The sequence below is a fragment of the Mycolicibacterium komossense genome, assembly GCF_025822605.1.
Lineage (GTDB): Bacteria > Actinomycetota > Actinomycetes > Mycobacteriales > Mycobacteriaceae > Mycobacterium > Mycobacterium komossense.
In genome coordinates this window covers 16712-39809 of sequence record NZ_JACKTY010000040.1, presented here as the reverse complement: position 1 = coordinate 39809, position 23098 = coordinate 16712, and the positions used below count along the sequence as shown (strand labels likewise).

Here is a 23098-nt window from a genome sequence, read left to right as displayed (position 1 = left end):
TCAGCTCACTCGTCTGGCCCGGCTGTCATCGCCCAGCGGATGCCGCCGACGAGAGTGCCGCCGGCCAGGCGGATTCCGGTCGCCTCGGTGAGCGGGAGATAAGGCAGCCGCAAGGGCAGCCGTGCCCATGCGGGCAGCATCGACACCGCAGTGGCGGAAACCAGCGCGTAGGGCGCGCGGGCCAGCACGGGAAGTGGCGGGGTCAGAAGCAGGAATCGTGCCGCGTCGCGAGCGGCGGCAGTGCCGCGCAGTTCAGGTCGGTAGGCGGAAATACGTTCCCGTAGTTCCCTTTCCGTGCGCGGGGGAGCTGGGACGCCGAGCGCTTCCGCGACTACGGCGGTATCTGCCACGTAATCGTCGCGGCCCTGCTGGTCGAGATGGCCTGAGCCGTAGCGTTGATACGCCAGGAGAAAGCTGTCCACTTCGGCGATGTGCACCCATTCCAGCAGATGTGGGTCGGACGCCGCATACGCCCGGCCGTCAGGTGCGACGCCGCGCACTCGGTTGTGGATACCGCGCACCTTGTCGACGGCCCGCGCAGCCTCCAGGGCCGGGCCGTAGGTGGTGATGGCAAGGAACGTGCTGGTGCGCTGCAGGCGGCCCCACGGGTCGCCCCGGTAGTCCGAATGCTCGGCCACGCCGGCCATCGCCAGCGGGTGCAGTGACTGGAACAGCAGTGCGCGCAGACCCCCGACGAACATCGACGCATCGCCGTGCACCTGCCGGATCGGCCGATCCTCGGCGAACCAGCGCTCTCCCGGGGCGCCGTGGATGCGAGCCCGATTCGCGGGGCCGTCCGGGCCCGCCACCAGCCCGAACAGGCCACGCCCCAGGGCCGTCCTGATGGCGGTCAGCTCGCGGGACAACGGTGGAGCAAGGGCCATGGCCCCAACCTACGCCGCCGACTACATATGCGTTCCGCCGTCGACGCGCACCTCGGTTCCGGTGACGAAGTAGGCGTCGGGGGAGCCGAGCATGGCCACGACGGCGGCCACCGCGTCGGGTTTGGCGAACATCGCACCGTCGGGCTGCGGCAGCACCGGCATGATCTTGCCGAACAGCGTGTAGTCGGCGTCCTCGGGCAGGCCAGGACCGACGCTCTGCTTGGATTCGCCGGTGCCGTCGGTCATGCCCGACGAAATCGACCCTGGCTGAACGGAATTGAAGCGGATGCCGTCCTTGCTGAACTCCAGCGCGAGGGCGTGTGTCATGGCCTGGATGCCGCCCTTGGACGCGGCGTAGGCCGACATGTAGGGGTGGGAGAACGCCGCCGAGGTGGAGCTGAAATTGACCACCGCGGGCCCGACCCCGGTGCGCAGCGCCGGCAGCGCCTCGCGGGTCACCAGGAACGTACCGATCAGGTTGATCCGCAGCACCTGTTCAAAATCGGCCAGAGTGGTGTCCAGGAAGTGTGACGAGCGCAGGATCCCGGCAACGTTGACCAGGGTGTCCAGCCCGCCGAGGCTCGCGATGGCGGACGCGACCCCGTCGCGTACCGACTGCTCGCCGCCGACGTCCATCACGACGGTGCTCAAGCGGTCACCGTGAGCCTGCGCCTTGCTGACGGTGTCGGCCAATCCCGACTCGCTGATGTCGGCGGCGACCACCCGGCCGCCTTCGTCGAGGATGCGCAGGACGGTGGCCTGGCCGATGCCCGACCCGCCGCCGGTGATCAGGACCCGGCGGTCGGTGTAGCGCTGCGCGGGCATCAGGCTACCGGCTCGCTGGTCTGAAGACTCTCGGCCGCAACGGCTTTCGCCCAGCGGTAATCCGCCTTCCCGGCGGGGGAGCGCACCACGGTGTCGGTGTGGATGAATGCCTTCGGGATCTTGTAGCGGGCGATGGTGCGCGTGCACACCTCGACGAGTTCGTCGTCGGCAGCCGAGGTGCCCTCGGCGAACTGCACGATCGCCACCACCTCGCTGCCCCAGCGTTCGGAGGGCCGGCCGACCACGACGACGTCGTACACGTTCGGGTGCGCGGCCACCGCGCGTTCGACTTCTTCGGCGAACACTTTCTCGCCACCGGAGTTGATGGTGACCGAATCTCGTCCGAGCAGTTCGACGCGGCCGTCGTCGAGGATGACGGCTTTGTCGCCGGGCACCGACCAGCGCACACCGTCGATGGTGGGGAAGGTGCGGGCGGTCTTGGCTTCGTCGCCGAGGTATCCCAACGGGATGAGGTCGCGCCGCGCCAGCCAGCCCTCGCCGTCGCCCGGATCGAGGACGCGGCTGTAGTCGGTGGCGATGACGGTGGTGTCACCCTGTGGGGTGAACGTCGCGGTCCGGGAGTCGGCGCCGGCGGCGGCCATCGTCGTCATCTGCATGCCGGACTCCGAGGATCCGACGGCGTCGAGCAACATGATGTGCGGCAGCGCGGCCAGGATGCGTTGCCGCACAGTCGGAGACAGCGGCGCTCCGCCGTTGCTGAAGGTGACCAACCCGGACAGGTCGTAGTCGCCTCTCTCGATCTCGTCGAGTAGCGGTCTGGCGATCGCATCACCGACCACCGGGATGCTCAGCACGCGCTCCCGTTCGGCCAGCCGCAGCGCGGCATCGGGGCGCAGGCGGTCGACGTCGTCGGGAATGACCAGCCGGCCACCCATGGTGACGGCGTGGAACGCCGCCCACTGCGCCGCCCCGTGCATGAACGGCGGAATCATCAACATGGACATCGCCCCGGCGGCCTGCTGCGCCTGCACACCGATCGCGTCGTACGAGCTGTGCGGGGTATCGCTGCCGAAGGGCTTGCCGCCCATCGCCGAGATGAAGATGTCGTGCTGGCGCCACAGCACCCCTTTGGGCATGCCGGTGGTCCCGCCCGTGTAGAGCAGGTACAGATCGTCGCCGCTGGGAGTGGGCAGACCGGTCGCCGGAGCCGGCGTCGTGGTGATCGACTCGTAATCGACCGCGCCCGGCAGCAGCGCGGTGCCGGACTCTTTGTCTGATTGGTCGGCGACCTGGATCAGCACCCGCAGGTGCGGCAGCTTGTCGCGGATGGCGGCGACCCGGGGCGCGAACTCCGCGTTGTAGATCAGCGCCTTCGCCTTGGAATCGTTGAGCAGGTAGAGGAGCTCTTCTTCGACATAGCGGTAGCTGACGTTGAAGGGGGCGACCCGGGCGCGGTAGCTGCCGATCATCGCTTCGAGGTACTCGTTGCCGTTGCGCAGGTACAGGCCCAGATGGTCCTGGCCCGACTCATGCCCGGCCAACTCGGTCCGTTCGGTGTGACAGCCCAGGCCCGCTGCCGCCAGATAGTGCGCGACCCCGTCGATGCGGGCATCGACCTGCGCGTAGCTCAGTCGTTTGTCGCGCCAGATCAGGAACGGTTGGTCCGGGATGGCGTTGGCGACGGTCGAAAAGACGGTCGACAGATTGAAGCTGACGGTCATTGCGCTCCTGGATTCCGGGGTTCGTCGCAGGCTAGCCGAATCCCTATCCCAAATCTAGAACGCGTTCTAGTTTGGCGTCCAGCGCTGCTTCGCAGCAGCGGCAGTGTCTCCCCGTCGGCCTGGCGGGCTACTCCTTCTTCTCGTCCTTCTTCTCGCGCCACGCCCGCTCGAACGGCAGCCGCCACGCGTTCGGGGCGATCAGCTGGTGGATGGCATTGGGGCCCCAGGTGCCTGTCGGGTAGACCTTCACCGGGGGTGGATCGTCCAGCAGTTGCGCGGACCGCTCCCATAGCGACTCGATGCCTTCAGCGGTGGTGAACAGGGTGTGGTCACCGCGCATCGCGTCGAGGATCAATCGCTCGTACGCCTCGAGCACATCGCCTTGGGAGTCGGTCTCCTGGGTGGAGAACTGCATCGAGAGCTTGTCGAGCTTCATGCCGGGCCCCGGCCGCTTGCCGTAGAACGACAGCGAGACCTTCGAACTGTCGGCCAGGTCGAAGGTGAGGTGGTCGGGGCCTTGTGACCCGACGCCGGAGCCGGCGGGGAACATCGTGCGCGGCGCCTCCTTGAAGGCGATCGAGATGATGCGCAGCCCTTCGGCCATCCGCTTGCCGGTGCGCAGGTAGATCGGCACACCCGCCCAGCGCCAGTTGTCGATGCCGACCTTCATTGCGATGAACGTCTCGGTATCGGAATCCTTTGCGACGCCCGCCTCTTCGCGATAGCCGGCGTACTGCCCGCGGACCACGTGGTCGCACTGGATCGGCAGCATGGAGCGGAAGACCTTGTTCTTCTCTTCGCTGATCGCGCGCGGTTCCAGCGCCGTCGGCGGCTCCATCACCACGAACGCCATCACCTGGAGCAGGTGGGTGACCACCATGTCCTTGAACGCACCGGTGCTCTCGTAGAAATTCGCCCGCTGGTCAAGGCCGAGGGTCTCGGGGATATCGATCTGGATGTGGTCGATGAAGTTGCGGTTCCAGATCGGCTCGAACAGCCCGTTCGCGAAGCGGAAGGCCAGGATGTTCTGGGCGGCTTCCTTGCCGAGGAAGTGGTCGATGCGGAAGATCTGCCGCTCGCGGAAGGTCTCGTGCACGAAATCGTTGAGCTCGATCGCGCTGGCGAGGTCGGTGCCGAACGGTTTCTCCATCACCACCCTGGACCGCTCGACGAGATCGGCCTCCTTGAGCATGGTGATGACGGCCTTCGCGGCTTTCGGGGGCACCGACAAGTAGTGCAATCGCCGGGCTTTCGGGCCCAGTTCGGCCTCGGCTTCGGCCACTGCCGCCGCCAGCGCCTCCGGACCTTCGCCCTGCGGCACGTAAGTGATCCGGCTGGCGAACGCGGCCCATTGCTCGTCGGTCAGCTTGTGCGTGCCGAAGGAGTCGACGGCCTGCTTGGTGAGCGCGCGGAACTCGTCGTCAGTGAAATTCTCCAGCGACGTGCCGACCACCCTGATCGCCGGCGCCAGCGCGGACTGGACCAGGTAGGCCATTCCGGGCAGTAGCTTGCGCTTGGCAAGGTCACCGGTAGCGCCGAACAGCACGATGACGTGCGGCTCGAGGCTCTCCTCATCGCGTCTGGAGGGCCGGGCGCCCGGTGCTGGGTAAGCGATCGTCTGTGCTGGGTCGGTGGACACGTCCTGAGATGTTTCCACTGTGCTCGCACCTGTGCACGGCAGATGGTCTGTCTGTCACCCAGTCGAGCGGCCCCGTTTACACAAATCAGCCCGGCGTGGTTCCGGATAGGTAATGGCTGGCCGAGGATTCCTTTCAGGCATTGCCCACCGTTGACGATCGCGCACCCTTCTGAGAACCTCATGTTGCAACTATGAGAGCGGAATTCTCATTCCGGAGACCCGCGTCAAGCGTCAGGAGAGTCATGGCCAAGGGTTACGTCGTCGTCACCGAAGACATCAAGGATCCCCAGGGCATGCAGGCCTACATGGCCGAGGTTGCGAAGTCGGTCACCCCCGGCATCAAAATTCTGGCCATCGACCCCGGCGCCGAGTTCGCCGAAGGCGACGGCAAGGGGCAGGTGGTGCTGATGGAGTTCGAGTCTCTGGAAGCCGCCAAGGCCTGGTACTTCTCCGAGGACTACCAAAAGGCCGTCCCGCTGCGGCAGGCCGCCGCCGACTGTCAGCTGATGATCTTCAGCGGCTTCTGAACGCTGATTGCGTCACTCCGGCACCCCGCGTGCTCGGCGCACGCCGAGGCGCTAGGTATTCCGGCCGCCGTTGACGCCGACGATCTGGCCGGTGATGTAACCGGCCTCCTCGGAGATCAGGAACGCACACGTCGCCGCGATGTCCTCGGGCTTGCCGATGCGCCGCACCGGCGTTGCGGCGATGGTCTTCTCGATATCGCCGAGGTTGCCGCGCTCTTCGGCTTTGCGCAGCATCGGGGTGTCGATGAAGCCCGGCGGCACCGCGTTGACCGTGATGCCCTTCGGCCCGTACTCCAGGGCCAGGGATTTGGTCAGCCCGTTGACGGCGGACTTCGCCGAGACGTAGTGCGTCATGAACGGCGTGCCCGAGTGCGTACTCGACGACGAGATGTTGACGATGCGACCCCAGCCCGCGTCGATCATGTCCGGCAGCACCGCCTGGATGACGTGGAAGACGCCGTGCAGATTGACGTTGACCACCTTCTGCCATTCCTCGAACGAGATCTTGAGGAAGGGGGTGAAACCGTCCAGCCCGGCAGCATTGACCAGAATCGCAACCGGGCCGAGCTCCTCGTGGATGCTTTTCAGTGCCGTGTCGATCTGTGCGCGGTCGGTGACGTCCACGGCGTAGGAGTGCGGGATGTCGCCGGGATTCAGGTCGAAGACGGCGACGCGATAGCCGTCCTTGCTCAGTCGTTCGGCAACGGCTTTCCCGATACCTGACGCGCCTCCGGTCACCACGGCGACCTTCTCGGCAGCGCTGGACTTCGACATGAAACACTTCCTTCCCTCAGGGCGGACTGGCCCGTTACGACTCTTCGGATGCGGTGGTGCGACTACTGCGAGGCGCGCGCAACCCCAGTGCGCGCCTGCCGGTTTCGACGAGATAGCGGTGGAGATCGGCTCGCTCGATTCCGGCGAAGTTCGGTCCGGATGCGCCCGAGATGCCGGCCAGCACCACGGCGGCCTTGACCATGCCGGCCGGTCCGCCCTCGACATCGGCGAGCAGTGCCATCTGCCGGTCGATCAGTTCGTCCCAGACCCGGCGTGAGCGCAGCATCTCGGAGACCGCCGGGTCGGCGGCGAGGACCGCCACCACCCGGTTCTCGACTGCCAGCGCGGCGAAGCCGGTGAGCATGTGATCGGCGCGGGCATGGACACCGCGGAGTTCCTCGGCTTCGCCGATGATCACCCGCAGCCGCTCCAGGATCGGCTCGACCACCGCGTCGAGAAGCTGCTCGCGAGTCCGAAAGTGGTGGTAAATAGCGGCTTTCGTGAATCCCAGCTCGTCGGCGATCATCTGCAACGACGTTCCCGCAAAGCTGTGGCGGGTGAACAGGTCGACGGCGACATCGATGAGACGCTGCCGCGTGTCGGTCACGCCGTCGGTCGCCAGTGCTGCAGCGGTAGCCATCCCGTCCTCCTCGTTATCACTTGTCGATCGTATAGTAGCGGACTAGCCGATCGTAAAGTCTTATGCTTTACGATCGGCTAGCCTCAAGCGAGTGAACGAGGAGTGCCCGGCCCAACGACACCGGCCCAACGACGTGGAAGTGAATGACGATGAGCGAACTTGAGCAGCTTGATTTCTTCACCGACCAGACCCTGGTCGCCGACCCGTACCCCTATATGGAGGCCATGCGGTCGGGCTGCCCGGTGCGGCGCGAACCCCACAAGAACGTCATGATGGTGACCGGTTACGAGGAGGCCCTCGCAGTTTTCGGCGATTCGGAGAACTTCTCGTCCTGCTCGGCGGTCACCGGTCCGTTCCCCGGATTTCCGGTGCCGCTCGAAGGCCGCTCCGACGACGAGGTCTCCGAACTCATCGACAAGCACCGCAGCGAGCTGCCGTTCAGCGATCAGGTCACGGTGATGGATCCGCCGACGCACACCGCGCACCGGGCGTTGCTGATGGGGCTCATCACCCCCAAGCGACTCAAGCTGAACGAAGAGTTCATGTGGAACCACGCCGACCGCTATCTGGATCCGTATCTGGCCGCCGGCGGCGGTGACTACATCCGCGGGTTCGCCGCTCCGTTCACCCTCGCGGTGATCGCCGACCTGCTCGGGGTGCCCGAAGAGGATCGTGCCGAGTTCGCCACCCGGATGGACCATCGCCAGGGCGGCGTCGGCGCCACCGGTTCGGCCTCGATGACGCACAGCCCGCTGGAGTACCTGTACGCGAAGTTCTCCGGTTACATCGAGGATCGCCGGCGCGAGCCGCGCGCCGACGCACTCACCGAGATGGCTGCGGCCACCTTCCCCGACGGCTCGACGCCTGAGGTGATGGACGTCGTACGGATCGCGGCCAACCTCTACACCGCCGGCCAGGAGACCACCGTCCGACTGCTCAGCGGTGCCCTGCTGATGCTCGCCGAGCGACCGGACCTGCAACAACTGCTGCGTAGCGAGCCGGACCGGGTGTCGAATTTCGTCGAAGAGATGTTGCGGCTGGAGAGCCCGGTCAAGGGTGACTTCCGGTTGGCGCGGCGATCGATCACCATCGGCGGGGTGGACATCCCGGCGGGCACCACGGTGATGGTGATGAACGGTGCGGCCAACCGCGATCCGCGCCAGTTCGAGGATCCGGACACGTTCGACGTCGCGCGCTCAAATGCCCGCCGCCACATCGCTTTCGGCCGCGGTGTGCACACCTGCCCCGGCGCGCCGCTGGCCCGCGCCGAAGCCAGGGTCAGCATCGAACGGCTGCTCGCCCGGACCAGTGAGATCACCATCTCCGAGGAGCACCACGGCCCCGCCGACGCGCGCCGGTTCAGCTATGTGCCGACCTTCATCCTGCGCGGCCTCACCGAACTGAACCTGGACGTCATCCCGGTGGACGGCCGGGCTTGATGAAAGTCGTCATCGACGACGATCGCTGCGGCGGGCACGGGGTGTGCGTCGGCGTCTGCCCGGAGGTCTTCACCCTGACCGACGACGGCTACGCAGAGGCGATCACCGACGAGATCCCCACGGATTTCGAGGGCGCGGTCCGGGAGGCGATCGGGGCCTGCCCGGAACACGCGATCAAAGAAACCTGAGCCCGATTGCGCGGCTCCGCCTCATCGCACTGTTCTCGCTCCGCATCGGTCGCAGCGCTGATCAGGCCTGGACGATGATCGGGTCGCCGATGCTGACGGTGTTGTAGTACCAGGCGGCGTTGTCGTTGCTGAGGTTGATACAGCCGTGGCTGACGTTCGAGTTGCCCTGTGAGGCCACCGACCATGGGGCCGCGTGGACGTAGACGCCACCCCAGGTGACCCGGACCGCGTCGTACACGGTGAGCTTGTAGCCCTCCGGGTCGCTGAGCGGGATGCCGATGGTGCGGGAGTCCATGACGACCGGGGACTGCTTCTCCAGCGCGGTGAAGGATCCGATCGGGGTGGGGTGCGCGGGTTTGCCCATCGACGCCGGCATATCCCTGGCGACCACACCGTCGATGCTGACGGTGAAGGTGTGGGCCGACAGGTCGGCGACACCGACCACCGCGGCGTTGGTGCCGAAGCTCATCGGAATTCCGCCCGCGAGCATTTTGATCTCCGAGTGCGCCGGCCAGAACGTGTCCGGGGTGAACTGGACGCTGGTCGGGCTGGTCCACGCGAAGCGCCCGGTGACGTCCTTCGGCGAGACGAAATGGATCGACTGTTCGGCGGCGGCGCGGTCGGCGACGGGTCCGGCAAAGGTCACGGTCACCGGCATGCCGACACCGACACGTTCGCCCGCGGACGGGCTCACCGCGGCCACCCCGGGAAGCGGGGTCGGGACGGCCGCCTGGCCGGTACCGGTCGTCAGCCCGGTGGTCAAAGCCAGGGCGATGGTGCTGGCCCCCAACACGACGAGGGCAGATCGTAGAGCTCGCGGTGCCTTGATCATCCTCGGAACCATCCCTTCAAAGACAAAACTGGCAAACCAAACCCGACCACCGAATCCTAGTGGGCACCGTTCGTTTGCACAGCTAACAGCCCGTTGCTACCAGAAGAGTCGCAGGTTGCGGCGGTTCCGTTACAGGCCTTGGCCGGTAAGCCAGGTATCGATGTGTTCGGCGACCGCCGCCCAACCCGGTTCCAGCATCATGTTGTGGCCCATCGCGGGGAAGAACTCGGCCACGGTCCGGTACGCCCGTGCCGTCGCCCGTACTTCCCGCATGCTGAAGAACCCGTCCAGCTCGGCGCCGAGAACCAGCATGGGCGCGCTTACCCGCCTCGGCTGGGCCAAGTCGCCGAACGTCAGGTCGCGGTAGAGCACCCGGGTGCTCTCGTCCTGCAGCCGGCCGACGTAGCGGTCGACGAGCTCGTCGGGAGTGCCAGGGCTGTAGAACAACGCCCGGGCGATCTGCGGGGTACCGAAGAATTCCAGCGGCTTGTCCAGCGACCTGGTTCGCGCGGAGTGCCGCGGGTGCGTCCGGATGATGCGGGCGACGGCGGGCACCAGGCCGCGCGGCGGGGCGGAAGCGACCAGGACTCCGGCGGGGGCGACATGCGCGGCAAGGTACTTCTGCACGACGAATCCGCCCATCGAGTGGCCGATCACCACCGGCGGTGTCGGCAGGCCCTGGGCTACGGCGTGCACGTCGTCGACGTAGTCGGCAACCGTGCACCGGCTCAACGGTGTCGGCGACGGGCTGTTTGCGTGGCCCCGCAGGTTCAGGGCCACCGCGCGGTACCCGCGATCGGCGAAGAAATCGAGGAAGTGTTCGTCCCAGCACCAGGCACTGTGAAAGGCGCCATGGACGAACAACAGCGGCGTCCGATGCCGATCGCCGGCCTCGCCCTTGTCGACTACTTCCAGCGTCTGGTTCACCCGACTCATCTCACGCCGTGCAGGACAGGCCGTTTCGGTGCCCGGCCGTCGCCCGCGGAGCGCCCGCGCAGGTGCCGCCAGATCCACGGCGCCAGCATGTTTCGCGTCCACTGCAGCTGAGCGAACGCGCGGGCCCCTGGGCCCGGCGCTGCACCGGCGCCGGCGGCCTGCGCCCAGTCGTGGCTGCTGCCGGGCAGTCCGAGAGCCTCGGCGGCAGCTGCCGCGAACAGGATGTGGCCTTTGGTCGATGCATGCATCCGGTCGGTGCTCCAGGTGTCGCGCTCGATCATCGACGGTGCGGTGTAGAGGTCCACCAGGTGGAACCCGTATTGCGTTGCGGCGCTGCGGATAGCGGTGTTGATGCGGATGATTCTCGCCGCCAGCAGCCGGCCCACCGGCAGCGTCTTGGCCACATTCGGAAACGTCGTGGTCACCACCGCGGCGCCGGAGGCGGCGAGTCGTTCGTGCAAGACGTCCAGTTGAAGCAGGGCGCGTTCGAAGGAGCGCCCGGGCAGAGTCGCGTCGTTCATGCCGACGCAGACTGTGATCAGATCGGCTTCCATCGACAATGCCTGTGGCAGTTGGTGGTTGAGCACATCACCGACACGGCGGCCGCGGACGGCGAGGTTCGCGTACAGCAGTCCCGGGTAAAGCTCGTCGAGCCGGATGGCGAGCCGGTCCGCGAATCCCACCAGGGTGGAATCGGCGCCGTCCCAGAGCCCCTCGGTCTGGCTGTCGCCGATCGCGACGTAGCGGGAGAAAGCCATGAGCGGGACTTTAGCGGGCCGGGTCACAACCAGTCGCGGCGGCGGAAGCTGACGTAGAGGACGACCACGATGACCACCATCAACGCGCTGCTGACGACGAAACCCCAGGTCGCACCGAAACCCGGATAGGGCACATTCTGGCCGTAGAACCCGGTGATCGCCGTCGGGACGGCGATGATGGCCGCCCACCCCGTCAGCTTCTTCATTACGGTGTTGAGCCGTGCGTCCTGCAGCGACAGGTTGGTCTCGAACACGGTGGTCACCATGTCGCGCACCGATTCGGTCCACTCCGAGACGCGCAGCACGTGGTCATAGAGATCCACGTAGAGCGGGTCTAGTTCGGGGGCCTTGTTGGAGTCGAGCCGGTGATGCTGGATGGCGTTGACCACCTCACGCATCGGCAGGACCACGCGTCGCAGGGCGACCAGATCTTTGCGCAGGGTGAAGGTGCGGCGCTGGATGCCGGCTTTCTGTGAGGGCGGGTCGAACAGCTCGTCCTCGATCGCCTCGATGGAGTCGTCGAGAATCTGGATGGCGTCGAAATGCCCGTCGACCACGACGTCGAGCAGCCCGTGTACCAGCGCACCCACGCCGTACTGCTGCCCGCCGAGCTCATCCCAGCGCTGCGACACCTGGTCGATGTCCCAGTCCGGCCGCAATCGGACGGTGACCAGGCCGTGCGGCAGGACGAACGCCGAGATGCGGTGTTTGGTCAGCGTGGACTGAGCGTCGCCCGCCGCGTCCGCGTTCACCACGTCGACGGCGTACACGGTGAAGAATGTGTGGCTGCCGTAGACCGTCGCCTTCACGCGCTCCGACGGTGCGACGGCATCCTCGACAGCCCAGATGTTGAGGCCGAGTTCGCCGGCCAGCGCCGAGAGTGCGTCATGGTCCGGGTCGTACATGTCGACCCAGAACAGCGCGCCATCCTCGAGGAGATAGTCGGAGATGCGGTCGAAGTCGAAATCGTCCTGCGGCTGGCCGGCGCGCCATACGCGGCCTCGGATACTGCATCCCGTCGGGGCCATTGCGCCATCAGATCACACGCTTCCGACTCACTCGCTCAGGCCGGTCGCCATGGCCCTTTCCATTTCGGAGGCGACCGCCTCGGCGCCCACCGCAGCCTCCCCGCGCAGCCCCTCGACGACACCGCGACGATCTGCCGCTGACCGGTTCTGGCTGAGCTTCGCCTTGCCCTCGACACGTGTCACCGTGATCTCCAGGCCGACGATGCCGCGCAGCTGGCCCTGGATGAAGGCCTCCGGCGCGTCGGTGACCTGCCAGGGCAGCTCGCGTGGGCCTTCGTGTGTGATGGTCAGCCGATCCACCGCCTGGTGTAGCCAGTCCGCGTCGTGGTGGACGCGCACCGTGCCCGTCAGGTGCACCGCGGTGTAGTTCCAGGTCGGCACCACCCGGCCGTGCTCGTATTTCGCGGCGTACCACGACGGGCTGATGTAGGCCTGCGGCCCAGCGCAGATCAGCAACGCCGGGCTGCCGTCGGCGACGGTGCCCCATTGCGGATTGGCGCGGGCGATATGCGCGATCACGGTGTCGCGTTCCCAGATGATGGGAAGCAGTGTCGCGGTGGGGAAGCCGTCATCGTCGACCGTGACGAACTGCGCCGACCCGATAGCGGAGACCATCGCCCGGATGGCGGTCTCTTCCTCGACGCTGTTGAAGGCGGGCGTGTACATGCCAAACAGGCTAGCCGCGCGGTCCCCCCGACCACGACGACCAACGGGTCACCTCGATGGCGATCACCGGGCCGTCGAGCGGAACTGATTGGTACTGCGGGTACTTGGCCCGCAACATACTGGTTCCGACCTCCACGGCAGTGCCGTCGCGATGCACGCGGGCGATACCGTCGGCTCGGACCCACCACAGTCGGCTCCAGTCCGGCCCGTAGTGGTCCACGAGCACACTCACCCGGGGGTTCTGCTCGATATTGGCCAGCCGGCGTAGCCGGTGCGTCGATTTCGGCTTCCCGTCGACGGCGGTGTAGAGCGTGTCGCCGAATACCGCGAACACGATCGGCACCAGATGTGGGACCCCGTCGGGGGTAGCCGTGGCGAGTCTGGCCACGGGTGCATCCGCGAACCTGCCCTGCATCTGTCGGCTGAGCATCATGTTCGTGCGAGTTCGACCAATTGGACTGTGGCGGAACGCAAATCGCCGATCGAGTGGATCGGCTCTGGATAGCCGACGCGGGTGTAGGCGATACCGCGTTCGGTGTTGACTTTGAGGTCGAGCCCGTAGCGGTCGGCACCGGTGCAGACCGCCGACACCGTGTCGGGGAAACCGCCGAGTGCGCGGGCCATCAACGCCAGTGAATCGGCGTGGTCGGCATTGAGGTGGTCGATCGCGCCGGCGGCCTGCGGCTGGACCGGATCGGGGGCGGCCGCCGAATACGCTTCGGCCGTCGCGGAATCCATGCGGCCATAGCCGCCGACCCAGCGCACTCGCTGCACGCGCAGCACCCACAGCGCGAAGTCGCTGTAGTCCACGTAGTACTTGGCGGCGGGGACCGCGGCGATGTGGGCGGCCCTGGCGGCGGCCAGCTCGTCGCCTGCGGGATGTTCGACCACCCCGGCCAGGGTGATGCGGCCGTTCGCCAAGGGGTCGGAGTCGGTGGCGGGCGCGACGATCGCGATGCTGGCGCGCGGGTCGCCGGCGAGGTTGCGGCCGTGCTCGGCCATCTGCGAGACACACAGCACCGGCGCGCCGTCGAGTAGTCCGTAGGTGATGAAGGACGCCCAGGGATCGCCGTCGCCGGTGAGGCTGGCCAGCGTCGCGGTGTTGGTCGACGCGGCGATGGTGCGCGCCTCTTCGGCTGCCGACGGCCGGACCGGGTTGGCCACCTGGGTCAGTGGTGGGGGAACCGACGGGGCGTCACCGGGGTCGCCGTGATCGCGTGCTGCCACTCGCCGGACACTACCCCGTGATTTCGGTGTGCTCATTAGCGGTGACCGGCGATTGGCACGCCGAAATCCCTACCCGTGGTCGGCCAGCGCCTGCTGGGCGGCGTTGTAGCCGGGGATGAAGGTGATTCCCGGTCCGCCGTGGCAGCCCGCGCTCGCCAGGTACAGGCCGTCGATCGGCAGCGGCTGGTCGATGTACCCCGTGGGGCCGGGCCGGTTGGGTCCGATCTGGTCGGAGTGCAGCAGACCATGACAGTAGTCACCGCCGGGAGCGCCGAACATGGTGCCCATGTGCTTGGGTGTGAACGTCGTATGCCGGGAGATCAGGCTTTCGAAGTTCGGCGCCAGCCGGGTGATCTTGTCGATAACCCGTTGACCCATCTCGGTTTTCATCTCGCCGTAGCTCGACTCGGATTGCTCGATGGGGAACCACAGCGAAAACGCCGACGCGGCATGCTTGCCTGCCGGTGCCAGGCCCGGATCGTTCACCGAGGGAATCTGTAGGGCGATGGCCGGGTCGGCGGGCACGATCCCGCGCCGACAGTCCTCCCACTGCTGCTGTAGCTCCTCCGGCGTACTGAAAATGCCGATGTTCGACTGCATGGCGGGATCGTTGAGAATCTCATACGGCGCCGCGAATTCCGGTACACCGTCCAGCGCGAAGTGCATCTGCAGGTAACTCCCGCGGTGGTCGATCCTGGTGAAGCGTTCGCGCACCTGCGCAGGCAGCGCCGCGGCGTCCACCAGACCGTTGACGGTGAGGTCGGGCGCCAGGCTGGAGACGACGATCGGCGCGCTGAGCGTTGTGCCGTCGTCCAGGCGGACTCCGGTGACCCGGCCGTCGGCGACCGTGATCGCGCCGACCTTGCTGCGCAGTCGCAGTTCGCCGCCGCTCGTGGTGAACAGCTCAAGGAGGTGCGTGGTGAGCGCGCCGATACCGCCGCGCAGTTTCTTCACCAGGACCGTGTTCTCGTCGGGAACCGCGAACCCGTACGCCAGGGCGGCCGCGGTGCCCGGCGTCGCAGGACCGCGGTACGTGGTGTTGACGGCCAGCAGTGAGAGCATTCCCCGCAGCGCACCGTGCTTCTCGCGATCGGGCAGGTACCGGTCCAGGACGTCGGTGACCGATCCGAACAGCAGGTCGGTGATCGTCGACCGCTCGAACTCGTTGGTTGCGCAGGCATACATCTCGTCCAGAGTCTTGGGCGGCCGGCCGGCTTCGAAGCGGCCCAGTGCCCGCGTCGGTGCCTGGCACCAGGCCATCAGCCCCGCCATCCCGGTGACCGCCTCGGCACCGTGCACGTCGTTGAGGTGGGTCAGCAGTTTCATCGGATCGGTGTAGTAGATGACGGGTTCGTCGCCGACGCCGCGCAGGGATACCGACATGACGTCGAGGTCGACGGTCGGCAGGGTGTCGAGTCCGAGCTCACGGCTCACCACCGCCGACGTGGGGACTTGCACCGAGCCCGCGATCTCGAAGTGGTAGCCGGCGTCGCCGTCCTTGAACAGCTCCACTGTCGACGCCATCCCGCCGGCGTAGAGCTTGGCGTCGAGGCAGACCGTCCGCAGACCGGCCTTCTGCATCATGGCTGCTGCGGTCAGGCCGTTGTGTCCGGCACCGATCACGATGGCGTCGAAGCTGCTGACCGGACCGGCGTTGGAACCTGAATGTGACATAGTCGCCCTTTCGGCGCAGCCGCAATGTTTTGTCAATTATGACAAAACATTGGAGTCTGCCGGACCGGTTTCGAGACCGGATTCCAGAGACGCCAGGGCGGCGCGGCACAACCGCGCAAGTTCGGCCAGTGACCGGTCTGCGCTGAGCATCCAGACTTCCATCGCGCCGAAGACCGCCGCGGCGATGCAGCGTGCGGTGACTTTGACTCCCAGGCGGTGGTCCACCGAACCGAGCCCGGCCGAAGCGGGGGTGTTCTCGCCAGTGATGCGGGCCTCGACGGCAGCCGCGAAATCAGCCTCTACCTGCCGGATATGCCGGACGATCCGCTCCGGATCGAGCTCGCTGGAACGCAGGGTGGCAATTTTCGCGACGGCGCTGACGTCATACGGAAACGCGAAGATGGCTGCCTGAACCGACGCGATCAGGGGCTCACCGGCGGGGCGGGCCTCCAGCGCGGTCCGGAACCAGTGCAGGCCGGCGTCGTAGTCCGCGAACAACAGATCGTGCTTGGAGGTGAAATGCCGGTAGAAGGTCCGCAGCGACACGCCCGCGTCGGCGGCGATCTGTTCAGCCGACGTGTCCTCGACGCCCTGTGCCAGGAACCGCACCAGTGCGGCCTGCCGGAGCGCCTCCCTGGTGCGCTCACTGCGGGCTGTTTGCGCAGCTCGAGCCATTCGGTACACGGTACTGCCACCCCTGTGCGCATGCGCAGAACGTCATGATTGACAAAACCTGCACGTCGGGGAGTCGTGGGTGTCGCGGTACTTACCAGCTTCCGCACGGGTGTTCCACTACCGTGTCCTCCGTGTCGCAATGTAGGGTCACCCTTCAGGGGAGCTCTACGTGCTGAGAAATATGCGCTTGAACATGGCGTCCGCTGGGTATAGCCCAGCGGATACTAAGTCGCGACGGCGTGGGCGTCGCAATCACAGATTGGCTGGAATGCATGAAACTGGTTGACAAGTTGCGAGGCAAGTGGGCCCGCCGACTCGGAGTTGCCGCGGTGGCATCGCTCGCCCTGCCCGGACTGATCGGCCTCACCGGCCAAGCAGCGACCGCGGGAGCCTTCTCCCGTCCCGGTCTGCCCGTCGAATACCTGATGGTCCCTTCGCCCTCGATGGGCCACGACATCAAGGTCCAGTTCCAGAGCGGCGGCGACGGCTCACCGGCCGTCTACCTGCTCGACGGCCTGCGCGCGCAGGACGACTTCAACGGCTGGGACATCAACACCCAGGCGTTCGAGTGGTACTACCAGTCCGGCCTGTCGATCGTCATGCCGGTCGGCGGCCAGTCCAGCTTCTACGCCGACTGGTACTCACCGGCCTGCGGTAAAGCCGGCTGCCAGACCTACAAGTGGGAGACGTTCCTGACGTCCGAGCTCCCCAACTGGCTCGCCGCCAACCGCAACGTCAAGTCCACGGGCAGCGCCGCGGTCGGTCTGTCGATGGCCGGCTCGGCCTCGCTGATCCTGTCGGTGTACCACCCGGAGCAGTTCACCTACGCGGCGTCGCTGTCCGGCTTCCTGAACCCCTCCGAGGGCTCGTGGCCGTTCCTGATCAATATCTCGATGGGCGACGCGGGCGGCTTCAAGGCCAACGACATGTGGGGTCCGACGGAAGACCCGAACAGCGGGTGGAAGCGCAACGACCCGATGGTGCAGATCCCGACCATCGTCGCCAACGGCACCCGCATCTGGATCTACTGCGGTAACGGCCAGCCCAACGAGCTCGGCGGCGGCGACCTGCCCGCCACCTTCCTCGAAGGCCTGACCATCCGCACCAACGAGACCTTCCGCGACAACTACATCGCCGCGGGCGGCAAGAACGGCGTCTTCAACTTCCCGGACAACGGCACGCACAACTGGGCCTACTGGGGCCAGCAACTGCAGCAGATGAAGCCCGATCTGATCGCTCACCTGCTCTGATCGGTGTGACCACCACGAAATCCCCCAACCTGAGTTGGGGGATTTCGTGCTTTCCGGCCTGTTGACTGGCCACAGCGGATAGCTTCACCCCGGCGCGTCGCCGTTATTTGGCCGCCCGGCCACCTGCTCGTCACGCCCGCGTCGTCTGCCCACCGGAAGGTTCGGCCCATGAACAGAGCTATCGCGGCAACCACCAGCTTGCTCCTCGTCGCCGCACTCGCCGCCTGTGCGCCGCCGGCCAAGGACAACTCGGGTGCGGACACCTCATCCGGTGTCAAAGCCGGACAGGCGACCTCGGCGGCTGACTTCGGCGGGATGGACGGTCTCGTCGCGGCCGCCAAGAAGGAGGGGCAGCTCAACGTCATCGCCCTGCCGCCGGACTGGGCCAACTACGGGGCCGTCATCAAGGCGTTCGGGGACAAGTACGGCATCAAGGTGACCTCTGCGCAGCCCGAGGCGTCCAGTCAGGACGAAATCAACGCTGCCACCCAGCAGAAGGGCAAGAGCACCGCGCCCGACGTCTTCGACCTCGGTCAGTCCGTTGCGCTGGCCAACGCCGCAAAGTTCGCGCCCTACAAGGTGGCGACGTTCGACGACGTGCCGGCCAAGATGAAGGACGCAACAGGCGCCTGGGTCAACGACTACGGCGGCTACATGTCCATTGGCTTCGATTCCGCGAAGGTGCCGCCCGTCACCGATGTCGACGATCTGCTCAAACCCGAATACCGGGGCAAGGTCGCGCTCAACGGTGACCCGACGCAGGCCGGTGCGGCGTTCTCGGGCGTCGTGATGATGGCGCTGACCCAGGGCGGCTCGGCCGACAACATCGCCCCCGGTGTCGACTTCTTCGCCAAGCTCAAGCAGGCGGGCAACTTCGTGCCCGTCGATCCGACCCCGGCGACCATCGAATCAGGTCAGACGCCGGTCGTCATCGACTGGAACTACCTCAACGCGGGGGCGACGAAGAAGGTCCCCACCTGGCAGGTTCTCGTGCCGGAGAACGCCGCCGTCGCCGGGTACTACAGCCAGGCCATCAATTCCGACGCTCCGCATCCCGCGGCGGCCCGGCTCTGGCAGGAGTTCCTGTTCAGCGACGAAGGCCAGAACCTCTATGCCGCCGGCGGTGTGCGCCCGGTGCGGGCGGACGCGATGATCCAGTCGGGCAGTATCGATGCGGCCGCGGCGCGCGAACTGCCCGCCATCGACGGGCCGACCACGATCCTGACCCAGGCCCAGAGCGACACCGCCGCCAAGTATCTGGCCGATAATTGGGCCAAGGCGATCGGCTGATCTCGGCAGGAGGTTCCGGATTGAGTAAGCGACTGCGTGACGGTCTGCCGCTGCTCCCGTTTCTGGTGTTCGTTGTCGTATTCCTGATCATCCCGACCGTGACGGTGCTCGTGAGCGCGTTCTATCTGGACGGGACCTTCTCGTTCGAGCGGATCGGTGCGCTGTTCTCGGACACCGCACTGACCGCGCTGTGGCGCAGCGTGCTGCTCTCGGGTATCACCGCTATTCTCGGTGCGTTCCTCGGCGCCGTGCTCGCCTGGTTGATCGTGAATCGCCCGCCATCGTCGGTGTTTCGCCGGGCGGCCCTGTCGCTGTGTAGCGTTCTTGCCCAATTCGGCGGTGTGGCATTGGCTTTCGCATTCCTGGCGACGATCGGCCTCAACGGTGTGCTGACGCTGTGGGTTCAGGAGCACTTCGGCTGGAATCTGGCAGGCAACGGCTGGCTGTACGGGCTGCCTGGGCTCGTACTTGTCTACACCTACTTCCAGATCCCGTTGATGGTGATCGTGTTCCTGCCCGCCCTCGAGGGCCTGCGCGAGCGGTGGCGGGAGGCGGCGGTCAGCCTCGGTGCATCGACCTGGCAGTACTGGCGTCAGGTGGCCTTCCCGCTGCTGACGCCGGCGTTCCTCGGTTCGGTGCTGCTGTTGTTCGCCAATGGCTTTGCGGCGTACGCGACCGCCGCGGCGCTGGTCAGTCAGGGCAGTCCGATTCTGCCGCTGTTGATCCGGTCGGCGCTGACCAGCGAGGTGGTGCTCGGGCAGGCCGGTTTCGCGTATGCGCTGGCGTGCGAGATGATCGTCGTCGTCGCGATCGTGATGGTGTCCTACAACATCCTGGTCCGGCGTACCTCGCGGTGGTTGCAGTGAAGCAAAACACGCTCGGCGGCAAGGTCTTCCGCGGCGCACTGCTGGGATTGTTCGGAGTGTTCTTTCTCTTTCCGCTGTACGCAATGGCCGATTTCAGCACCCGCGATCTACTGCGCGGCGGGCGCACCCTGCAGCCGTGGCTCAACCTCATTGAGGACGACGCGCTGTATCAGTCCATCCTGATCTCGTTGGGGCTGGCCGCTTTCACCGTGCTGGCGATGCTGGCGATCCTGGTGCCGACGCTGATCTGGGTGCGGTTGCGCGCGCCGTGGGCCAAGGGGCTGATCGAATTCCTCTGCCTGCTACCGCTGACCATCCCCGCCCTGGTCATCGTCGTGGGGTTGCGCAACGTGTATCTGTGGGTGACCTATCTGCTGGGTGAATCGGCGTTGACCCTGACGTTCGTCTACGTCGTCATCGTCCTGCCGTTCGCGTACCGGGCGCTCGACGGCGCACTGTCTTCGATTGACCTGCAGACACTTTCGGAAGCGGCCCGATCACTGGGCGCGGGCTGGGCGAGCACCATCCTTCGGGTCATCGTGCCGAACATCTGGTCGGGCATCTTGTCGGCGTCCTTCATCTCCATCGCCGTCGTCCTCGGCGAGTACACGATCGCCTCCCTCAGCGGGTTCGAGACCCTCCAGGTGCAGATCGTCCTGATCGGCAAGAGTGACGGGCCCACCTCGGTGGCGGCATCCTTGGCAGTGCTGCTCTTCGGCTTCGTGCTGCTGCTGGCGCTGTCGCTGCTGACACGGCGGGGCCGCCGAGGCGCCACCGACTCCGATCCGATCGCACCCGCCACCCCGTCTGGAGTATCGACATGACCGCACCCACCCGCACCGGGGTGGCCGTCGCCCTGACCGACCTCACCCGCGTGTACGGGACGGTGAAAGCACTCGACGGCCTCACTCTCGATCTCGAGCCGGGTGAACTGGTAGCCCTGCTCGGCCCGTCGGGCTGCGGTAAGACCACCGCGCTGCGCATCCTGGCCGGGCTGGATGACCCGACGTCGGGCACCGTCGCGGTCGGGGGCCGCGATATCACCAGGGTGCCCGCCAACAAACGCGATATGGGCATGGTTTTCCAGGCGTACAGCCTGTTCCCGCATCTGACCGTGCTCGACAACGTCGCCTTCGGACTGAAGTTGCGCGGAACGGCCAAGGCGCAGCGCACCGCGCGGGCCGCGGACATGCTGGAGCTGGTCGGGCTCACTGAACACAAGCAGAAGTACGCCAACCAGCTGTCCGGCGGTCAGCAGCAGCGCGTGGCGCTGGCGCGCGCCCTGGCCATCGAACCGCAGGTGCTGCTGCTCGACGAGCCACTGTCGGCACTGGACGCGAAGGTCCGGGTCGCACTGCGTGACGAAATCCGGCGGGTTCAGCTGGAAGTCGGCACCACCACGCTTTTCGTCACCCATGACCAGGAGGAGGCGCTTGCCGTCGCCGACCGGGTGGGGGTGATGAGCCAGGGCCGACTCGAGCAGATCGCAGCGCCGGCAGACTTGTACGGCAATCCCGCGACCCCGTTCGTCGCGGAGTTCGTCGGTCTGAGCAACAAGGTGCCCGCCGACGTCGCCGACGGCTCGGCTCGGGTGTTCGGCGTTTCGGTTCCCGTCCTGTCGGGCTCGATCGCGAGGGGAGCGGGCCTGGCCATGGTCCGGCCGGAATCCGTGACGATCACCGCGGATGCCGGCGGCACCGCGACGGTTGCCGCGGTGGCCTTCCTCGGTCCGGTCTCCACGGTCACCGCGACGCTGGCCGACGGCACGCTGGTCTCCGCGCAGATGGCGAGCGCGCGAGCCACCGCGTTCAGTCCGGGTGCGCAGGTCGCTGTCGGTATCGATCCGACCCCGGTACTGGTGTTGGCGCGCGGCTAGGTTGGGGACCCACGTCTTCGGGTACGGGACCAAGGACTGATCGGGCCGAACTGACCAGTCCTGCTGAAGATCGGGAGAAGATGACGTGACCTTGCCGTTCATCGAGTGGCTGCCGAAGCAGAGGTGGTACGCGGGCCGGAGCAAGAAGCTGATATCGGCCCGACCCGCTGTCGACGTGACATTGCACGAGGACATTGACCTGATCCTGGTCGACACGACATACGCCGACGGTTCGTCCGAGCGGTACCAGGTGCTCGTGAAGTGGACGTCGGAACCGGTTACCGATGGCAATCCGATTGCGGCAATCGGCGAGGACGCCGGCCGGTTCGGCTACGACGCCCTGCACGATCCGTCGGCTGCGCGGCACCTGATGGCGCTCTTCGATTCGTCGGCGACGCGCGGGCAGGTGGTCTTCACCAAGGAGCCCGGGGTCCAGTTGCCCGTCGACGCCTCGCCGCGGGTGTCCGGCGCCGAACAGAGCAACACCAGCGTCATCTTCGGGCAGGCCGCGATGTTCAAGGCGTTCCGGCGAATCAGCGCCGGGATCAACCCCGACATCGAATTGAACCGGGTCCTCGGCCGGGCCGGCAACCCCAATGTTGCGCGCCTGATGGGCTCCTACTCCACCACCTGGGACGGGCGGCCATGTCCGCTGGGCATGATGGCCGCCTTCGCGCCGAACTCCGCCGAAGGCTGGGATATGGCCACTGCCAGCGCGCGCGAGCTGTATTCGGAGGGCGACAGCGACTTCTGCGGGGAGTCCTATCGGCTCGGTCAAGCCGTCGCGTCGGTACACGCCGTCCTGGCTGACCAGCTGGGTTCGACCGCTGGGGAGTTTCCGGTGGACAGTGCGCTGGCCCGGCTCGCGGTCGCCGCCGCCTCCGCGCCGGATCTGGCGCCGTTGGTTCCTGCGATCGAGGCCCGGTTCAACGCCCTCGCGGGCGAGCCGACGACGGTGCAGCGCGTCCACGGCGACCTGCATCTGGGCCAGGTGTTGCGGACGTCCGAGACGTGGCTGCTCATCGACTTCGAAGGCGAGCCGGGGACGCCGCTGGAGGACCGGCGCCGGCCGGACTCGACGCTGCGCGACGTCGCCGGGATGCTCAGATCGTATGAGTACGCGGCGTATCAGCCGTTGATCGGGCAGGGCTCAGGGAAGAACGAAGAGCCGGACGATAAACAGCTGGCCGCCGCCGGCGAATGGATCGACCGCAATACGACGGCGTTCTGTGACGGTTACGCGGCGGCCTCAGGTCGCGATCCGCGCGCTGCGCACGTCCTGCTGGTGGCCTACGAGCTCGACAAGGCGGTCTACGAGGCGGGGTACGAAGCTCGGCACCGTCCTGCCTGGCTTCCCATTCCGCTGCGCTCGATCGCCCGACTGCTCAGTTGAGGCCGGTCCGCGTGTCCTGACCTGTGCGC

The 23098-nt window shown here is 66.6% G+C and carries 24 protein-coding genes; 9 read left to right on the top strand and 15 right to left on the bottom strand.

Annotation, left to right across the window (positions count from 1 at the left end):
• Positions 1 to 5 precede the first annotated feature (5 nt).
• The 4 genes from H7J73_RS24735 to zwf form a co-directional block, all read right to left on the bottom strand.
• Positions 6 to 884 carry an oxygenase MpaB family protein gene (locus tag H7J73_RS24735; protein WP_264070373.1) on the bottom strand — a complete coding sequence of 293 codons (879 nt, stop codon included), beginning with the start codon at positions 882 to 884 and terminating at the stop codon, positions 6 to 8.
• 21 nt (positions 885 to 905) lie between these two features.
• Complete coding sequence (locus H7J73_RS24730) at positions 906 to 1709, bottom strand: SDR family NAD(P)-dependent oxidoreductase (protein WP_264070371.1); 804 nt, start codon at positions 1707 to 1709, stop codon at positions 906 to 908.
• Complete coding sequence (locus tag H7J73_RS24725) at positions 1709 to 3391, bottom strand: acyl-CoA synthetase (protein ID WP_264070369.1); 1683 nt, start codon at positions 3389 to 3391, stop codon at positions 1709 to 1711. Before H7J73_RS24725 ends, H7J73_RS24730 begins: the two co-directional genes overlap by 1 nt.
• A 127-nt stretch (positions 3392 to 3518) precedes the next feature.
• Positions 3519 to 5048, bottom strand: coding sequence for a glucose-6-phosphate dehydrogenase (gene zwf / locus H7J73_RS24720; RefSeq protein ID WP_435405576.1), 1530 nt, complete (start codon positions 5046 to 5048; stop codon positions 3519 to 3521).
• A 224-nt stretch (positions 5049 to 5272) separates the two neighbouring features.
• Between zwf and H7J73_RS24715 the strand changes: the two genes are divergently transcribed.
• A complete protein-coding gene (locus tag H7J73_RS24715; protein WP_264070368.1) occupies positions 5273 to 5557 on the top strand; it encodes a DUF1330 domain-containing protein in 285 nt (94 codons plus the stop codon).
• Positions 5558 to 5608: 51 nt separating this feature from the next.
• On the opposite strand, the gene H7J73_RS24710 is transcribed toward H7J73_RS24715, so the two are convergent.
• Complete coding sequence (locus H7J73_RS24710; protein ID WP_264070367.1) at positions 5609 to 6331, bottom strand: SDR family NAD(P)-dependent oxidoreductase; 723 nt, start codon at positions 6329 to 6331, stop codon at positions 5609 to 5611.
• A gap of 34 nt (positions 6332 to 6365) precedes the next feature.
• Positions 6366 to 6971 (bottom strand): TetR/AcrR family transcriptional regulator, encoded by a 606-nt coding sequence (locus tag H7J73_RS24705; protein WP_264070366.1) that lies wholly within the window; start codon positions 6969 to 6971, stop codon positions 6366 to 6368.
• 149 nt (positions 6972 to 7120) lie between these two features.
• Between H7J73_RS24705 and H7J73_RS24700 the strand changes: the two genes are divergently transcribed.
• Positions 7121 to 8410, top strand: coding sequence for a cytochrome P450 (locus tag H7J73_RS24700; protein ID WP_435405575.1), 1290 nt, complete (start codon positions 7121 to 7123; stop codon positions 8408 to 8410).
• Positions 8410 to 8598, top strand: coding sequence for a ferredoxin (locus H7J73_RS24695; protein ID WP_264070364.1), 189 nt, complete (start codon positions 8410 to 8412; stop codon positions 8596 to 8598). The genes H7J73_RS24700 and H7J73_RS24695 overlap by 1 nt, the downstream gene beginning before the upstream one ends.
• Positions 8599 to 8659: 61 nt before the next feature.
• On the opposite strand, the gene H7J73_RS24690 is transcribed toward H7J73_RS24695, so the two are convergent.
• From H7J73_RS24690 to H7J73_RS24650, 9 genes are all read right to left on the bottom strand, one after another.
• The gene (locus H7J73_RS24690; protein ID WP_264070363.1) at positions 8660 to 9430 is read right to left on the bottom strand and encodes a L,D-transpeptidase; all 771 of its coding nucleotides are present in this window, start codon (positions 9428 to 9430) and stop codon (positions 8660 to 8662) included.
• Between the two features lie 129 nt (positions 9431 to 9559).
• Complete coding sequence (locus H7J73_RS24685; protein ID WP_435405574.1) at positions 9560 to 10357, bottom strand: alpha/beta hydrolase; 798 nt, start codon at positions 10355 to 10357, stop codon at positions 9560 to 9562.
• Between the two features lie 5 nt (positions 10358 to 10362).
• Positions 10363 to 11124 carry an SGNH/GDSL hydrolase family protein gene (locus H7J73_RS24680; protein WP_264070361.1) on the bottom strand — a complete coding sequence of 254 codons (762 nt, stop codon included), beginning with the start codon at positions 11122 to 11124 and terminating at the stop codon, positions 10363 to 10365.
• Between the two features lie 23 nt (positions 11125 to 11147).
• Entirely contained in the window at positions 11148 to 12152 is a 1005-nt protein-coding gene (locus H7J73_RS24675) for a magnesium transporter CorA family protein (RefSeq protein WP_264070360.1), read from the bottom strand.
• Positions 12153 to 12179: 27 nt separating this feature from the next.
• Entirely contained in the window at positions 12180 to 12818 is a 639-nt protein-coding gene (locus H7J73_RS24670; RefSeq protein WP_264070359.1) for an FMN-binding negative transcriptional regulator, read from the bottom strand.
• A 10-nt stretch (positions 12819 to 12828) separates the two neighbouring features.
• Positions 12829 to 13248: a TIGR03668 family PPOX class F420-dependent oxidoreductase gene (locus tag H7J73_RS24665; protein WP_264070500.1), complete on the bottom strand. Its 420-nt coding sequence runs from the start codon at positions 13246 to 13248 to the stop codon at positions 12829 to 12831.
• Positions 13248 to 14045, bottom strand: a complete 798-nt coding sequence (locus H7J73_RS24660) for a HugZ family pyridoxamine 5'-phosphate oxidase (RefSeq protein ID WP_264070358.1) — start codon at positions 14043 to 14045, stop codon at positions 13248 to 13250. The genes H7J73_RS24665 and H7J73_RS24660 overlap by 1 nt, the downstream gene beginning before the upstream one ends.
• Before the next feature lie 69 nt (positions 14046 to 14114).
• A complete protein-coding gene (locus tag H7J73_RS24655; RefSeq protein ID WP_264070357.1) occupies positions 14115 to 15719 on the bottom strand; it encodes a phytoene desaturase family protein in 1605 nt (534 codons plus the stop codon).
• A 36-nt stretch (positions 15720 to 15755) separates the two neighbouring features.
• Positions 15756 to 16394, bottom strand: a complete 639-nt coding sequence (locus H7J73_RS24650; protein WP_264070356.1) for a TetR/AcrR family transcriptional regulator — start codon at positions 16392 to 16394, stop codon at positions 15756 to 15758.
• A gap of 272 nt (positions 16395 to 16666) precedes the next feature.
• Here H7J73_RS24650 and H7J73_RS24645 point away from each other — a divergent pair, with 272 nt between their 5' ends.
• The 6 genes from H7J73_RS24645 to H7J73_RS24620 all read left to right on the top strand — a co-directional run bounded on the left by H7J73_RS24645 (position 16667) and on the right by H7J73_RS24620 (position 23069).
• A complete protein-coding gene (locus tag H7J73_RS24645; RefSeq protein WP_264070355.1) occupies positions 16667 to 17644 on the top strand; it encodes an esterase family protein in 978 nt (325 codons plus the stop codon).
• A 168-nt stretch (positions 17645 to 17812) separates the two neighbouring features.
• Positions 17813 to 18934 carry an ABC transporter substrate-binding protein gene (locus H7J73_RS24640; RefSeq protein WP_264070354.1) on the top strand — a complete coding sequence of 374 codons (1122 nt, stop codon included), beginning with the start codon at positions 17813 to 17815 and terminating at the stop codon, positions 18932 to 18934.
• Between the two features lie 20 nt (positions 18935 to 18954).
• Positions 18955 to 19800, top strand: coding sequence for an ABC transporter permease (locus H7J73_RS24635; RefSeq protein WP_264070353.1), 846 nt, complete (start codon positions 18955 to 18957; stop codon positions 19798 to 19800).
• Entirely contained in the window at positions 19797 to 20624 is an 828-nt protein-coding gene (locus H7J73_RS24630) for an ABC transporter permease (protein ID WP_435405573.1), read from the top strand. Before H7J73_RS24635 ends, H7J73_RS24630 begins: the two co-directional genes overlap by 4 nt.
• Positions 20621 to 21676, top strand: coding sequence for an ABC transporter ATP-binding protein (locus tag H7J73_RS24625; RefSeq protein WP_264070352.1), 1056 nt, complete (start codon positions 20621 to 20623; stop codon positions 21674 to 21676). Before H7J73_RS24630 ends, H7J73_RS24625 begins: the two co-directional genes overlap by 4 nt.
• An 85-nt stretch (positions 21677 to 21761) precedes the next feature.
• A complete protein-coding gene (locus H7J73_RS24620; RefSeq protein ID WP_264070351.1) occupies positions 21762 to 23069 on the top strand; it encodes a maltokinase N-terminal cap-like domain-containing protein in 1308 nt (435 codons plus the stop codon).
• The last annotated feature ends 29 nt before the right edge of the window (positions 23070 to 23098 follow it).